Raw genomic sequence first — 15,293 nt, forward strand, 5'->3', positions numbered from 1 at the left:
CACCCTTTCCACACAAGGACCACACCATGTTCAGCAAGCACGACCAGATCAAAGGCTATGACGACGAACTGCTGGCGGCGATGAACGCCGAGGATGCGCGGCAGGAACACCATATCGAACTGATCGCCTCGGAAAACTACACCAGCCAACGGGTGATGGAAGCGCAAGGCAGCGGCCTGACCAACAAGTACGCCGAAGGTTATCCGGGCAAGCGCTACTACGGCGGCTGCGAGCACGTCGATGTGGTCGAGCAACTGGCCATCGACCGCGCCAGGCAACTGTTCGGCGCCGATTACGCCAACGTCCAGCCGCACTCCGGCAGCCAGGCCAACGCGGCGGTTTATCTGGCCCTGCTGCAAGCCGGCGACACCGTGCTCGGCATGAGCCTGGCCCATGGCGGTCACCTGACCCACGGCGCCAAGGTGAGTTTTTCCGGCAAGCTGTACAACGCCGTGCAGTACGGCATCGACACCAAGACCGGCCTGATCGATTACGACGAAGTCGAACGCCTGGCTGTCGAACACCAGCCGAAGATGATCATCGCCGGGTTCTCGGCCTATTCGAAGACCCTGGACTTCCCGCGCTTTCGCCAGATCGCCGACAAGGTCGGCGCGTACTTCTTCGTCGACATGGCCCACGTCGCCGGCCTGGTGGCCACGGGTCTGTACCCCAATCCCCTGCCCTACGCCGACGTGGTCACCACCACCACGCACAAGACCCTGCGCGGGCCGCGTGGCGGGCTGATTCTGGCCAAAGCCAATCCTGAACTTGAGAAAAAGCTCAACGCCGCGGTGTTCCCCGGCGGTCAGGGTGGCCCGCTGATGCACGTGATCGCCGCCAAGGCCGTGTGCTTCAAGGAAGCCCTGGAGCCAGGCTTCAAGAGCTACCAGACGCAAGTGATCCGTAACGCCCAGGCCATGGCGCAGGTGTTTATCGAGCGCGGTTATGACGTGGTGTCCGGCGGCACCGACAACCATCTGTTCCTGGTCAGCCTGATCCGCCAGGGCCTGACCGGCAAGGACGCCGACGCCGCCCTCGGGCGTGCCGGCATCACCGTGAACAAGAACGCCGTGCCCAACGACCCGCAATCGCCGTTCGTGACATCCGGCCTGCGCATCGGTACGCCGGCAATCACCAGCCGAGGCTTCAAGGAAGCGCAAAGCATCGCGCTGGCCGGGTGGATCTGCGACATCCTCGATCACCTGGGCGATGCCGATGTGGAAGCTCAGGTCGCTCAACAAGCTGCTGCCTTGTGCGCGGACTTCCCGGTCTACCGCGACTGACCACACAACACAAAACCCCTTGTGGGAGCGGGCTTGCTCGCGAAGGCGGTGTGTCAGTCAACATTAATTTCAACTGACACTCCCTCTTCGCGAGCAAGCCCGCTCCCACAGGTTCCGTGCCGATAAGGAAAGAACGATGAACGCCAATATCGAGTCGGCCGGCAACAGCCCGGCCAAAGTGGAGGTCGGCACCAAACTGCGCGGCGCGCAAAAGGTCGCGCGGATTCCGGTGAGGATCATTCCCACGGATGAGTTTCCGCGCAAACCCGACTGGATTCGCGTGCGCATGCCGGTCTCTCCCGAGGTCGAGCGGATCAAGCAGCGGTTGCGCAAGCACAAGCTGCACAGTGTCTGCGAAGAAGCCTCGTGCCCGAACCTCGGTGAATGTTTCTCCGGTGGTACCGCGACCTTCATGATCATGGGCGACATCTGCACCCGGCGCTGCCCGTTCTGCGATGTCGGCCATGGCCGGCCCAGGCCGCTGGACGCCAACGAACCGCTGAACCTGGCCGTGGCCATCGCCGAGCTGCGCTTGAAGTACGTGGTGATCACCTCGGTGGACCGCGACGACTTGCGCGATGGCGGTGCCCGACACTTTGTCGACTGCCTGCGCGAGATCCGCAAGCTGTCGCCCGGCGTGCAACTGGAAACCCTGGTGCCGGATTATCGTGGACGCATGGACGTGGCCCTGGCGATCACCGCCGATGAGCCGCCGGATGTGTTCAACCACAACCTGGAAACCGTACCGCGCCTGTACAAGGCCGCGCGGCCGGGCTCGGACTTCGAGTGGTCGCTGGACCTGCTGCAAAAATTCAAGCTCGCCGTGCCCCGCGTACCGACCAAATCCGGCCTGATGCTAGGCCTGGGCGAGACCGACGAGGAAGTCATCGAGGTCATGCAGCGCATGCGCGAGCACGACATCGACATGCTGACCCTCGGCCAGTACCTGCAACCCTCGCGCAGTCACTTGCCGGTGCAACGTTTCGTGCACCCGGACACCTTTGCCTGGTTCGCCGAGGAAGGCACGCGCATGGGCTTCAAGAACGTGGCGTCCGGGCCGCTGGTGCGTTCGTCCTATCACGCCGATCAACAACTTCATGGAGGTGCAGGCGGTTTCAAGCCATCATGAGACGACTGGTCATGCATGGAGCCGTTCCCGATGTTTCGTTCACCCTGTCTGTCGATGCTGTGCCTGAGCCTTGCCCTGCCGTGCCTGGCTGACGAGGCGAAACCCGGGCACATGGTGTATGTGCGCAGCATTGCCCCGGGCATCGCGCAGGACATCCGCTACGCCAGCGCCCACAACTTCACCGGGCACCCGCTCGACGGCTACCAGGCGGCAGAATGCTTGCTGTCGGCGGATGCCGCCAACGCCCTGGCCCGGGTGCAAGCGGCGCTTGCAGCCGAGGGCTACGGCTTGAAGGTGTTCGATTGCTACCGACCCCAGCGTGCGGTGGCGGACATGGGCCGCTTTGCCAGCGAACCCGGCGACCCGCTCAAGACCGAGTTCTATCCACGGGTCGACAAGCAGGATTTCTGGCGCCTGGGTTATGTAGCCCGGGTGTCCAATCATTCCCGGGGTAACACTGTCGACCTGACCCTGACCGGTCCCGGCGCCCTGCCCGCCGACACCTGGACGCCTTCGGTGAAAGCGGTGGATTGCACGGCGCCTTATGGCGAGCGCTGGCACGACGGCGCGCTCGACATGGGCACTGGTTTCGATTGCTTCGATGAGCGTGCGCATACGGACTCGGCGCAGATCAGCGCGCCAGCCAAAGCCAATCGACAGCGGCTCAACGACGCGATGGAAAAACAGGGCTTTGTCGGTTATTCGGCCGAGTGGTGGCACTTCACGTACAGCGGGAATCCACAGAAACCGGACGTCATGAACTTCCCCATCACACCGTTGGCACCATGAACAAATTTATCAACGTCCTGTTGCTGCTGTTTTCTCCTCTGACCGCCATGGCACAGGGGCTCGACGACAGTGATCAACTGATCGTGGTCACCAGCAAAAGCTGGGATGACATCCAGGCCACTGCCCAGCGCTATGAGCGGCACGGCGAGTCCTTTGAAAAGTTCGAAGCCCCCTTTGCGGTGGTGCTCGGCAAGAACGGCATGGGCTGGGGCAAGGGCCAACTCAACCCCGGGCGACCTGAAGGGCCGGTCAAACAGGAAGGCGATGGCAAGGCCCCGGCTGGAGTGTTCAGCCTGGGCACGGCGTTTGGCTACGAACCTTCGACCAATACCCGCCTGCCCTACCTGGCGCTGACAGCGACCATTGAATGCGTGGACGACAGCCTGTCGGCTCACTACAACGAATTGGTCGACAGCTCGGTCATTGCAAGAAACTGGAGCAGTTCCGAACGCATGCGCCGCAGCGATGACTTGTATCGCCAGGGCATTTTCATCCGGCACAACACCCTGGCCACTCCCGCCGCCGGATCATGCATTTTCTTTCACATCTGGCGCGGCCCCACGGCGCCGACTCGCGGCTGCACCGCCATGGCCCCGGCGGACATCGAGCGGTTGTTCAACTGGCTGGACCCGGGCAAATCCCCGGTGCTGGTGCAACTGCCCGACGCGCAGTACGAACAGTTGCGTGAGCGCTGGAACCTGCCGAAGCGATAATCAACCAAAATGCGGGTCTTAACCCCGCTCAACCGCCACCGTACTCATCGACGGTTTGGCCAAGGCGTAATAGATCACACCCGGCACCAGCAGCCCGACGATCCAGGAAATGTCCACGCCGCCCAGCTGCGCAACCATTGGCCCGGAATAGAAATGGGTATCGACAAAGGGCAACTGGATCAACACGCCGATCACATAGACGCTGATCCCCAACACGTTCCAGCGACCGTAGCGCCCTGTCGGGTCGGACAGTGCCGCAATGTCGTAACGTTCCTTGTTGATGAAGTAGTAATCCACCAGGTTGATCGCGCTCCAGGGTGTGAAGAACGTCAGCAAGAACAGGATGAAGTACTTGAACGCGTTGAGGAACGAGTGCTGCCCGAGCAACGCCAGCGCGGTGGACGCCGCGACGATCAGCAGCACGAACAGCATGCGCTGGCGGGCGGTGATTTGCAGGCGACTGCGAAAGCCGCTGAGGATGGTCGCCACGCACATGAAGCTGCCGTAGGCGTTGAGGGTGGACACCGTGACCTTGCCGAACACAATGCTCAGGTACAGCAAGGACGCGATTACGCCGCTGCTGCCCAGGCCGACAATGGTTGCCACTTCATGCCCGCGGAAATTCGCCCCGGCCAACGCGGCGGCGAACACCCCCAGCACCATCGAAGCCTGGGCCCCCAACACGGTGCCAAGACCGACGGCGGCGAAGGTTTTCCACGACGAAGTCTTGCTCGGCAGGTAGCGCGAATAGTCCGCCACATAAGGGCCGAAGGCGATCTGCCAGGACGCCGAGAGCGACACCGCCAGCAGGAAGGTACTCCAGCCGAAATGCCGGTTATCGAACAGCAGGCCGATGTCGTTGAGGGTCATCAACCGGGTGAACAGGTAGGCGAACGCGATGACGCCCAGCACGCTGGCCACCCGCCCGACCAGGTGAATCACCCGGTAACCGAAGATCGTCAGGAACGCGATTCCCGCTGCAAAAATCAGGATGCCGGTGCTGTCGCTGACACTGATCAACTGTGCAATCGCCTGCCCCGACAGCACCGCACCGGTGGCGCTGAAGCCGAGGTACATCAGGCACACCAGAACGATCGGGATCGCCGCGCCATACACCCCGAACTGCACTCGGCTGGAGATCATCTGCGGCAGCCCGAGCTTCGGCCCTTGCGCCGCGTGCAGCGCCACCACGGCACCGCCGAACAACTGCCCGACCAGCAAGCCGATCAGCGACCAGAACACATCGCCGCCCAGTACCACGGCGAGGGCGCCGGTGACGATGGCGGTGATCTGCAGGTTGGCGCCGAGCCACAGGGTGAACTGGCTGTAGAGACTGCCATGACGCTCAGCCTCGGGAATAAAATCAATCGAACGGGTCTCGATCAGCGGACTTCGTTGCGCACTCATGAAGATGTTTCCTTTGAGAAACTGTAGTTGTTATCGGGGTTGAACTCAGAACGTCTTGGTGGCACTTGCAACGACCGTGGCCGAGCACAGGTCGTCATAGCCATACCAGCCACTGCACTCGCTTTTCGTCAGGTCGGTGTCGACATAGCTCAGGCCCCAGGTCACGCCGACGAAGTCGCGGGTCAACCTGGCTTCCCACTCGTAATAAGCCTCGCGGTTGTCGCCGTTGGCGGACCAGAAAGCCGGGTCTTTCACGTCGTTGCGCCCCACCCGCAGCTCCAGGCCGACTTCGGCCGGTAGCGTGAACTTGTAGCCGACGTAGGTGTAGAGCGTGTCCTGGTCTTCACCGAAAACGTTCGGTGTGTCGTTCGAGTAGTAGGCGCCGAGCTTCACGCCATAGACGTCGAGAATGGCGTAGATCTCGCTCAGGTTGAATTCGGAATTCTTCGGGTAGTCGTACTTGATGTAGCCCAGGTCGAGGCTGATCGCGTCCGTCGCCTGCCAGTAGTAACCGGCGTAGTACTCCAGCTCCTGGCGGGTATCGAAGTCGCCGCCGAAATCCACGCTGGAGGTCCAGGCGCCGATGTACAGGCCGCTACCGTGCATCAGCGTCGCGCCGCCCTGCACGGCCGGATCGCCCAGGCTCTGCGAGATACCGCGGGAACGGTAGTCGCTGACGACGCCCAGGGTCATGTCCAAGCTGAAATCGTCGTTGAGGGCCAGGGCGTGGCTGGTCAACGGAACCAAGGCCAGCGTAGCGAGGGTCAATGCTGAAAATGCGTTCATACAGTTCTCTTGTTGTTATGGCGTACGGGGAATTTCAGGCATGGCGATGCCACACCCCTCGCGCTGCGAGGGGCTGGCGGTTGTTACGTGTGCTTAAGTGCGCGTAACTCAGGACGCGGGGGCGTAGACCTGTTTGCCGGCGAAGAAGGTTTTCAGGACTTTGGTTTCGAACAGCTCGTCATCGCTGACCTTGAACACATCGCGGTCGAGGATGATCAGGTCAGCCTGCTTGCCCGGCGCCAGCGAACCGATCTGCTTCTCCAGGCGCAGGGTTTTCGCGGCGTTGAGGGTGTAGGCGTAGAACATGGTCTGGCGGTCGATGCTCTCCTTGGCATTGAGTACGCCCAGCGGCCCCTTGCGTGTGCTGGCCTGGGCGATGGCGTTGAACGGATTCGGACTGGACACCGGCCAGTCGCTGCCACCGGCAATCGTCGCGCCGGCGTCATGCAGGGACCGAGCGGGATACTGGTAACCGTAGGCAAAAGCACTGATGTAGGGCTTGACCAGTTCGACGGTGTAGGACTCGCCGGTGGCCCACAGCAACTGCATGGAGGCGATCACGCCCAGTTGCTTGAAGCGTGGAAACTCCTTGGGGTTGACCAGTTGCAGGTGGGCGATGCTGTGCGGCACCGGCGTCGGGCTGAGCTTGCGCGCATAAGCCACGCCGTTGAGCGATTCACGCACGGCACGGTCGCCGACGGCATGCATGTGCACGATCCAGCCGCGTTTTTCCGCCGCCACCACCAGCTCACCGAAGTGCGCCGGGTCGGTCAGCAGTTGACCGTCCTTGTGGCTGTTCTTGTACGGCACGATGACCGCGGCGGTCTGCCCCGGGAATTCAAGAATGCCGTCGACAAACACCTTGATGCCGGGGAACGTCAGGTTGGGCACGCCCTCGAACTGCTTCATCACCGTGGCGATCACTTCCAGGTCGGCGGGTTTGCTCTTCGGGTTGGTGACCATCAATGCGGCGACGTGGGCGCTCAGTTCACCGTTCTGTGCCAATTCCTTGTACAACGGCAGGACGCCGACGGTCTGCGTGGTGGCATGGAAATCGAACAGTGAGTCTTCGCTGCCGCCGTTCGCCGCAGCGTCCATCCACGCCGTGATGCCGTATTGGTTATTGACCCGCACCGCCTCTTTCGCGGCCTTGAGCATGGTCTCCGGGCTGGGCGCAGGAATGCCGTTGCGCACCAGGTCCCAGCGGGATTCGGCAAAGTAGCCGTTGGGGGTGAAGTCCGCTTCATGGCCGACGTAACCGCGCTCCTTCTCCGGCAGGCTCTTGACCAGTGCCGCATCGATGTTCAGACGCTTGAGCATCGCGTTGTTGGCCCAGCCGGTGTGCCCGTCGATGCCGCTGAAGACAATCGGCTGATCGGCCCAGCGCCCCCGGTTGAACACCTTGCCCAGCTCACGGCTTTTCTCCCAGTAGGCCGAGCTGACCCCGGCGACGCTGATCACATCGCCGGCCCGGGCACGCCCGGCCTGGTCTTGTTCAATCAACCACTGCTCAAGTTCGGGCATCGGTTTGACTTCGTCCAGCAGGTTGGCCTTCATGCTGTCGAACGCCCCCACCACCGGGTGGCTGTGGGTGTCGATCATGCCCGGCATCAGTACCTTGCCCGCCAGGTCGATACGCTGGGTCCCGGCATCGGCCAGGGCATTGATTTCGGCATCGCTGCCGACTTTCAGAATCTTGCCGTCTTGCACCGCAACTGCCTGCACCAGCGCCTGGCCAGGTTCGGCGGTAAACACTTTGCCGTTGAACAACACCAGGTCGGCGGCGGCCATGGCTTGCAGCGAGGACAAGGCCAGCGCGGCGGCCAACAGGTTTGGAATGAATCGCATCGGAACGCTCTCTGGTTTTTATTGGACGGATCGGGAACTGACGACTGGGGAAACCACCTGTGGTGCCAGCCCGAGGAACGGCGCCCTGGCCCATACGACCTTGCCGCCGACCAGCGTCAGCAGCACGTCGTTGCGCCCCAGTTCTTCGTCTGGCACCTGCATGAAGTTCTTGTCGAGTACGATCAGGTCAGCGAACTTGCCGACTTCGACCGAGCCCAGCACGGCGTCCAGCTTCAGCTGTTCGGCGGCATTGAGGGTGATGCTGCGCAACACTTCGGCTCGCGACAGCGCCGGATCGGCGTTGAGTCGCCCGGCATACTTGGGGCCATAGCTGTGCGGATTGGTGGGATCGCCGGAACGGGTGACACCGACTTTCAGCGCCAGGAACTCATCGAGGGGATCGACCGGCCAATCGCTGCCAAACGCCACGCGGCCGCCGGCATGGGCGATGCTGCCCGAGGGTTCCATACGCTCGAATCGTTCGGCGCCGAGGTGATCACTGGTGCCGTCGACCGTGGACGGTGCCTGCTGCGCCCACTGGAACGACATGGTGGCCGTGACGTCCAGGGCCTTGAAACGTGAATAGTCGGCAGGATCGACGGACTCGGCGTGAGCGATGGCCGGGCGGAAGTCCTGGCCGGGCAGTTGCTGACGCACGTAGGCGACGCTGTCCAGCGCATCGCGCACCGCGCGCTCGCCGGTGGCGTGCAGGTGCGGATCGAAGCCGGCCTTGACCGCCTGCAGCAACAGCGGATTGAGCACTTGCGGCGGGAAGTACAGTTCGCCCAGGTTCTTGCCCGGCGTCCACTTCGGCGCCTTGTCGGTGCCGCTGTTGTGCAGATACGGGGTCAACATGGCGCCGGTGTCCGCCGGGGCATTGATGATGCCGTCCATGAACAGTTTGACGTGGCGCATGTTCACGCCCGGCATGACCTTCACTTCGCCTTGGTCGTAGGTGCTGGCCATGGCCTTGGCCTCGGCGATGGTTTTAACCGGGTCGGCGGCAGCGGCGGTCGGGTCCAGCTTGATTGCCAGCAAGGCCCTGGCAGTCAGCTCGCCGGACTTTTGCAGGCGAGTGAAGGCCTTGCCGTTTTCCGGCCCCGACAGTGCATCGAAGAAACTGGTGATGCCTTGCTGGCGCATGGCGTCGAGGGCTGCGCGAAGCTGATTGAGTTTTTCCGCGTCGGTCGCGGGCGGCACCACGGCGGCCAACGATTCGGCGGCACCGTCTTCGCAGATACCGTTCGGGTTGCCGGCGCTGTCACGCCGGTATTTACCGTCTTCGGAATCGGTGGTGTTCTTGTTGATCCCGGCCAGTTCCAGGCCGCGAGAGTTGGTCAGCACGGTGTGGAAGTCGGTGGAGCGCACCTGGATCGGGCGCTTGGTCTTGAGCGCATCCAGGGTCGACTTGTCCGCGTCGCCGTCGAGCCCGGTCATGCCCATGCGGTCCCAGCTGCCGACTTCCAGCCAGACGTCCGGGCCCTTGTCCTTGTCGGCATCGAGGCAAGCCTGGATGCTCGCCTGAAACTGCGCGCGGGTCATGGTCTGGTATTTCAGGTCGCACAAGGTCATGGCACGACCGCCGTCCCCCGGGTGCATGTGCGCATCGACGAAGCCTGGCATCAGCATGCGTCCGGCCAGGTCGATCAGTTGTGTTTGCTTGCCGATGTAGCCATCGACCCCGGCGTCGCTGCCGACATAGACGATCTTGCCGCCCGCAATGGCGATGGCCTGCTGCACGGAATCCTGGCCATCGACGGTATAGATGTAGCCGTTGCGCATGACCGTGTCGGCGGGCGTCGCGCCCAATGCCATGCAGGAAAACGCCGTTGTCGACGCAACGGCGATGAACAACCTGGAAAGTCTCATATGCCTCACCCCTGTTCTTATTGTTTTGAAGCGGCCCGAAGCGACTGCGCAAGCCCTTGTATAGACAGGGGCTACCCTATAGGGCGCAGCGCGCGAATGGACCTCTGCAAATGAGGAGGGGGCAGGCAAATAATTGAAAAACGGCTGGAATCAGTCCCGGCGCGTGGACTCCGCCAGCGCACCCGGCGAACGCAACACGGAGCCCAGCTCCACCTTGCTTTTCACACCGAGCTGCAAGTAGCAGTTACGCAAATAGGTGCGCACGGTCGATGGGCTCAGGGCGAGGATCCGGGCGATCTCCTTGTAGGAGTGGCCGGCGGCGAACAGCATCGCTGCCGTGCGCTCCCGTGGCGCCAGGCCGTCCCCGCCCGACGGAGCTTCGAGGGACAGGATGACGTGTTCGCCGTTGGGGCTCAGGGTCAGGGCGCAGCGGCCCAGGCGGATCACGCAGGGTGCCTTCGGCAGTTGCGCGATCACCTCGCCCGGCAGCACTGAACCGCTCCAGCCCGGCAGTTCGCGTTGAATGGCCGCGCACAACCTGGCCCCGACATACAGCAGGCTGCCGTCCATGCGCGCGACGCCAAAGTCACTCGCGCCGTTTTCGCTGTCGAAGCGAATCATGTCCTGTACCTGAAACCGCCACAGCTGGAACAGGTGATCACAGAACGCCAAAAACAGCTCGGCTTCGTTCTCGTCGAACGCCTGCTCTTCCAGGCCACGGTAGAGACAAACGAAAAACATCAGGCCGCTTTCGGGCAGTTCGTAGGTGATGCTGATCAAGTGATAGAGATCGTGGCGCCGGGCGAAGTCGTTGACCGCCTCGCAAGGGTCGTTGAAACCACTGTCACGCACCACCTCACCGGGACGATTGAGCGTGTCGAGAGAGAACTGATCGATTGCCGCCACCGGATGCCATTCGGTGGCAAAGGATTCGGGGAGATTGATGCTTCCATGCATCCAGCTTTGAAGGGGTACATCAGCACCGGGTGAAGACATTTCGCCCCACCAGGCAGACGCGAAGGGCACCAGTTGACTGAATGCCTGCAGGCCATCGGCGATGAACCGCGACGCCCCGCTTTCCCGCGCCAGCCGACCCAGGTGCAACACGCAATGATTGAACGCCTTCAACGTGACCAACGACGCGTTGTCGTCGACCTTCTTTCCCTCCTCCATCATTGCGATCCCGTTCACTGCATAGTCTGTTGCCGGGACGATGCCATAGCGCCGGGAATGGCGTCCAGCGCGCTGTGACATCAACAGTTACAAACAGCCGCTCAGCCGTACAACTGCGGCCGTCGGTCCCGGTGCAGGTCATTGCGGGCGCTGATGCGCTTGTTGCGCGCCTCGGCGAGGTTCAGCGTGGCCAGCAACATCTGTTCGCCACCCTGCTCCGCTGGCCCGGCCAACGGATAGCCGTCGGCATCGACGATGACCGAACCCTGGACCCAACCGACTCCACGTTCATGGCCATAGCGATCGCAGGCAGCGATGAACATGCGGTTGACCGAGGCATTGGCCTGCACCCGCAGCACTTCGGCCGGGCGCTCGGTTGGCGGCCGCGGACCGTCGGGCCAGTTGACCGGCGCGCACAGCAGCTCGGCCCCGGCCAGCGCCGGAAGACGCACCCATTCGGGGAATTCCAGGTCATAGCAGATCAGCATGCCGAGCCGCCCATGGACCGTCTCGACCACCGGTGGCGCAGCATCGCCGGCACTGAAGATGTCCTTTTCGGCATCCCACAGATGCGCCTTGCGGTACACCGCGCGCAGGCCGTTGGCGTCGATCATCGCCGCGCTGTTGGCCAGTTCATCACCGGCCAGGCGCTCGCAGAACCCGCCGACGATCACCAGGTTCAGCTCACGGGCCAGGGTCTGCCACAGTTGCAGGGTCGGACCGTCAACGGTTTCCGCCAGGCTCAGCGCTTCATCGCGGTCGGCAAACAGGTAGCCGCTCTGCACCAGCTCGGGCAGCACGACCACTTGCGCGCCCTGAAAGGCTGCCTGGCGAATCGCGCGTTCGGTCAGCGTGCGGTTGTAGGCCAGGTCACCTATTTTCGGTGCCAGTTGGCAGCAGGCGACCACGATATTTTTAGCGTTGTTCAACGCACTGCCTCCGCAGATGAATGGGTCATGGCGACGATGTCGCTTTCGCTCAGCCCGTCGATCACCCGGCGTTCGGCGACCAGATCAATCGAGCGACTGAGCCCGTAGTAGGTCAGCCCCGACACCACAAGCCCCACCAGCCAGGCGATGTCCACGCCTTCGAGCATCCGCGCCAGCGGGCCAACGAACACTTCCTTGTTGGCCGCTGCGTCGAAGATGTAGAAGAACGGCACCATCGCGGCGAAGCCGATCAGGTACGAAACGATGCCGCGAAATTGCCAGGCGCCGTAGATGCCGTTTGGCGTGAAGAAATGCGGGATCGCATAACGGCCCTTGCGCACGAAGAAATAGTCCACCAGGTTGACGGCGGTCCACGGCACGAGGAAGTACAGCAGCAACACCAGGAAGGTGTTCAGCAGCGCGATGCCGTCACCTTTGATCGACAGCACGCAGGTCAACAGGATGACGCTGATCACACTGATCGACAGCACACGGGCGCGAGGTGTCGGGGTGATTTTTTTGATCGAGTCGACGCCGGTCAGCAGCGTCAGCATGGCGCTGTAGGTGTTGAGCGCGATGATCGGCAGGAAGCCCGCCACCGAGACGATCACCAGCAGATTGCCCAGCCCCGGCACCATCGAGGAGCCGACCTGATTCAACGCCACCAGCGCATCCGCCGCTTTCAATTGCTGCGCCAGCCAGGCACCGAGGCCGATCATCCAGCTGCCCGACAACGAAGCGCCGATGAACACCGCCGCGATCAGTTTCTTGCGGCTGGTGTTTTTCGGCAGGTAACGGGAATAGTCGGACACATAGGGCGCATAGGAAATGTTGTAGCTGGCGCCGATGGCGAACAGCGTGGCGAAGGCCACCCAGTTGAAGCCCAGATCGGTCGCCGGCGTGACGCCTTCCTGACCCGCACCGAACATCAGGGCGATGGTCACCAGTGCGTACAGCGGCAAGGTTGCCAGCAAGGCCCACTTGAAGGCCTTGTGCATCAGGTCGTGGCCGTAGATCGACAACAGCGCGCCGATCAGCACCACGGCCACGGCGACGATGGTCGGGTCGATGCCGAACACATGTTCAAGGCCGTTCATGATCAGCGAGATGTTCACCACGTTGAAACCGACGAACACGAACATCGTCGCCATCAACGCCAGGATCACCCCGCGATAACCGAACTGCGCACGGGACTGGATCATCTGCGGCAGGCCCATTTCCGGGCCCTGGGAACCGTGGAACGCCATGAAAATGGTACCGAACATGATGCCCAGGGCGCCGGCGAGCATGGTCCACAGGGCGGACAGGCCGAGGCTGGGGCCGACAAAACCGATGGAGATGGTGAAGAAGTGGAAGTTGCCCAGGAACCAGAATGGCCCCTGGCTGCTGAGTTTGGCGTGGCGTTCGTTTTCCGGAATGTAGTCGATGGAGTGGCCTTCGATGGCCAACCCGCCGCTCGCCTCGGCGGCGCGCGCAGACACTGGGGAACCTGACATACGATTGTTCCTATGCTGTTGTTTGTTGTTTTTGTGGGTGCAGCGCTCGCTACGACGTCCAGATCCGGTGAAACTCCAGAAAAAGCTGACGATGACGCTGGTTTCACGGCAATGTAGGGTGTGAGTCCGGGCAATAAAATATCGCAGGCACACTGTTCACATAGATCAACATCTATGTAAGCGAGTATCGGGAGCGCCCATGCTGGGAACTGTAACGGAGCTGGATCTGCGTCTGATCCGGGTATTTCTGACCGTCGTCGAAGCAGGCGGCATCTCGGCGGCACAAACCGCCCTCAACACCACGCAACCCACGATCAGCGCGCAACTGGCAACGCTGGAAGCACGGGTCGGTTTCCGCCTGTGCGAACGCGGACGCGGCGGGTTTTCGGTCACGCCCAAAGGCACTCAATTCATCGAGGCGGCCCGACGCCTGCTGGCGGCGGCCGAGGGTTTCCGGGTTGAAGTGCAGCACATCAACCGCAAGGTCTCGGGCAGTATCAACATCGGTTTGCTGGGGCAGATCGACCCGGTGGCGAACAAGAAAATCGGCCAGGCCATTGCCCGTTTGCGGGCTCGGCACGAGGGGTTGTACTTCCACTTCACCGAGCTGTCGTCGTCCCTGCTGGAAGAAAAAATCATCAACGGCCATATCGACCTGGCCATCGGTTACTTCTGGCACCGCTTGCCCAACATCGACTATTTCCCGCTGTTCCCGGAAACCCAGATTGCCTACTGCGCGCCCTCGCATCCGCTGTTCGGTCAGGTCGGCGCGCTGACCCGCGAAGATGTCAGCGGCTTTGACTGGGTCTGGCCGAGCCATCCGCTGCCGGAAATGCCGGCCCCCACCTCCATCGAGCGCCTGACCGTGCTCACCGACAGCATGGACGGCGCGGCCCTGCTGATTCTGTCCGGCCAGCACCTGGGGTTTCTGCCGCAGCACTACGCGACCCGCCATGAACAACTGGGGCAGTTGCACCCGCTGAACCCGGACCTGCTGCGCTATGAAGTGAGTTTTCATGCGGCGGTGCGGCATTCCTCGCGGCAGCGGGACCTGGTGAGTGCGTTCCTGAACGAGCTGATCGAGATTTTCGCACCGATGTAGAGCAATCGTCGCCGAGCGGTGTGCTCAACGCTGGCTCTAGCGCTATATAGTTTTGTATATTGCGAAACTTATTTTTCCCAGATCGCCCCATGAGCCGTATCCGCCAGCACAATCTGCACCTCATCCTGCAAGCCGCCAGCGCCGAGTTCGCCGCCAAAGGCTTCGACGGCACGCAAACCCGCGATATCGCGTCCCGGGCCGGGGTGCCAAAAGCCAATCTGTACTACTACTTCCAGAGTAAAGAGAACCTCTACGCCCAGGTCCTGCTCGGCTTCGTCAAGCCGTTGCTGCAAGCGTCTGCCGTCCTGCGCGAGAGCGACGACCCGGCGTCGGGTCTGCAGGCCTACATCAGCGCCCGCATCCGCATTGCCCGGGAGCATCCGCACATTGCCAAGGTGTTCAGTGGCGAGTTGTTGCTGGGGGGCAAGCAGTTGCCCGAAGAATGCCGCGACCTGCTGTATGCCGAGGCCCGGCGCAATGTCGAATGCCTGCGCAGCTGGATCGATCGGGGCTTGATCGCACCGGTCGACCCGCAGCACCTGATGTTGTTTATCTGGTCAGCGACCCGGACCTACACCAATCTGGGCTGGCAGATGGCGCACATCACGGGGTGCGCGACGCCACAGGATGAGGATTACGACAACGCAGCAGCCACCATTACCCGACTGGTGCTGGACGGCGTGGCCCCGGCTGCGGTGCGCGAGGACAGGGTCTGGCTGTTTGCGACTTGAGGTGGCCTCATCGCGGGCAAGCCTGCTCCCACAGGGTT

The 15,293-nt window shown here is 62.3% G+C and carries 13 protein-coding genes; 6 read left to right on the forward strand and 7 right to left on the reverse strand.

Annotated features, from left to right (window positions below; all coding sequences use genetic code 11):
- The first annotated feature begins 26 nt into the window (after positions 1-26).
- From glyA to ACLD1X_RS15335, 4 genes are all read left to right on the forward strand, one after another.
- On the forward strand, positions 27-1,283 hold the full coding sequence (gene glyA / locus ACLD1X_RS15320) for a serine hydroxymethyltransferase (protein ID WP_429368997.1): 1,257 nt from the start codon (positions 27-29) through the stop codon (positions 1,281-1,283).
- Between the two features lie 136 nt (positions 1,284-1,419).
- Complete coding sequence (lipA, locus tag ACLD1X_RS15325) at positions 1,420-2,412, forward strand: lipoyl synthase (protein WP_429368999.1); 993 nt, start codon at positions 1,420-1,422, stop codon at positions 2,410-2,412.
- Positions 2,413-2,442: 30 nt separating this feature from the next.
- Positions 2,443-3,201, forward strand: coding sequence for a M15 family metallopeptidase (locus ACLD1X_RS15330; RefSeq protein WP_429369001.1), 759 nt, complete (start codon positions 2,443-2,445; stop codon positions 3,199-3,201).
- Entirely contained in the window at positions 3,198-3,914 is a 717-nt protein-coding gene (locus ACLD1X_RS15335) for a L,D-transpeptidase family protein (protein ID WP_429369003.1), read from the forward strand. Before ACLD1X_RS15330 ends, ACLD1X_RS15335 begins: the two co-directional genes overlap by 4 nt.
- 18 nt (positions 3,915-3,932) lie before the next feature.
- On the opposite strand, the gene ACLD1X_RS15340 is transcribed toward ACLD1X_RS15335, so the two are convergent.
- From ACLD1X_RS15340 to ACLD1X_RS15370, 7 genes are all read right to left on the reverse strand, one after another.
- Positions 3,933-5,321: a purine-cytosine permease family protein gene (locus ACLD1X_RS15340; RefSeq protein WP_429369005.1), complete on the reverse strand. Its 1,389-nt coding sequence runs from the start codon at positions 5,319-5,321 to the stop codon at positions 3,933-3,935.
- Positions 5,322-5,366: 45 nt separating this feature from the next.
- The gene (locus ACLD1X_RS15345; RefSeq protein WP_429369007.1) at positions 5,367-6,107 is read right to left on the reverse strand and encodes a TorF family putative porin; all 741 of its coding nucleotides are present in this window, start codon (positions 6,105-6,107) and stop codon (positions 5,367-5,369) included.
- A 108-nt stretch (positions 6,108-6,215) separates the two neighbouring features.
- Positions 6,216-7,955: an amidohydrolase gene (locus tag ACLD1X_RS15350; RefSeq protein ID WP_429369009.1), complete on the reverse strand. Its 1,740-nt coding sequence runs from the start codon at positions 7,953-7,955 to the stop codon at positions 6,216-6,218.
- Between the two features lie 18 nt (positions 7,956-7,973).
- Positions 7,974-9,824 carry an amidohydrolase gene (locus ACLD1X_RS15355; RefSeq protein ID WP_429369011.1) on the reverse strand — a complete coding sequence of 617 codons (1,851 nt, stop codon included), beginning with the start codon at positions 9,822-9,824 and terminating at the stop codon, positions 7,974-7,976.
- Positions 9,825-9,974: 150 nt separating this feature from the next.
- Positions 9,975-10,997: a helix-turn-helix transcriptional regulator gene (locus ACLD1X_RS15360; protein ID WP_429369144.1), complete on the reverse strand. Its 1,023-nt coding sequence runs from the start codon at positions 10,995-10,997 to the stop codon at positions 9,975-9,977.
- A gap of 101 nt (positions 10,998-11,098) precedes the next feature.
- Positions 11,099-11,926 (reverse strand): nitrilase family protein, encoded by an 828-nt coding sequence (locus tag ACLD1X_RS15365; RefSeq protein WP_429369013.1) that lies wholly within the window; start codon positions 11,924-11,926, stop codon positions 11,099-11,101.
- On the reverse strand, positions 11,923-13,422 hold the full coding sequence (locus ACLD1X_RS15370; RefSeq protein ID WP_429369015.1) for a purine-cytosine permease family protein: 1,500 nt from the start codon (positions 13,420-13,422) through the stop codon (positions 11,923-11,925). Before ACLD1X_RS15370 ends, ACLD1X_RS15365 begins: the two co-directional genes overlap by 4 nt.
- A 199-nt stretch (positions 13,423-13,621) precedes the next feature.
- Here ACLD1X_RS15370 and ACLD1X_RS15375 point away from each other — a divergent pair, with 199 nt between their 5' ends.
- Together ACLD1X_RS15375 and ACLD1X_RS15380 are read left to right on the forward strand one after the other, a co-directional pair.
- Complete coding sequence (locus ACLD1X_RS15375; RefSeq protein ID WP_429369017.1) at positions 13,622-14,524, forward strand: LysR family transcriptional regulator; 903 nt, start codon at positions 13,622-13,624, stop codon at positions 14,522-14,524.
- Between the two features lie 89 nt (positions 14,525-14,613).
- Positions 14,614-15,255 (forward strand): TetR/AcrR family transcriptional regulator, encoded by a 642-nt coding sequence (locus ACLD1X_RS15380; RefSeq protein ID WP_429369019.1) that lies wholly within the window; start codon positions 14,614-14,616, stop codon positions 15,253-15,255.
- Positions 15,256-15,293: the final 38 nt, after the last annotated feature.

Source organism: Pseudomonas sp. 18173 (genome assembly GCF_050432945.1).
Taxonomy (GTDB): Bacteria; Pseudomonadota; Gammaproteobacteria; order Pseudomonadales; family Pseudomonadaceae; genus Aquipseudomonas.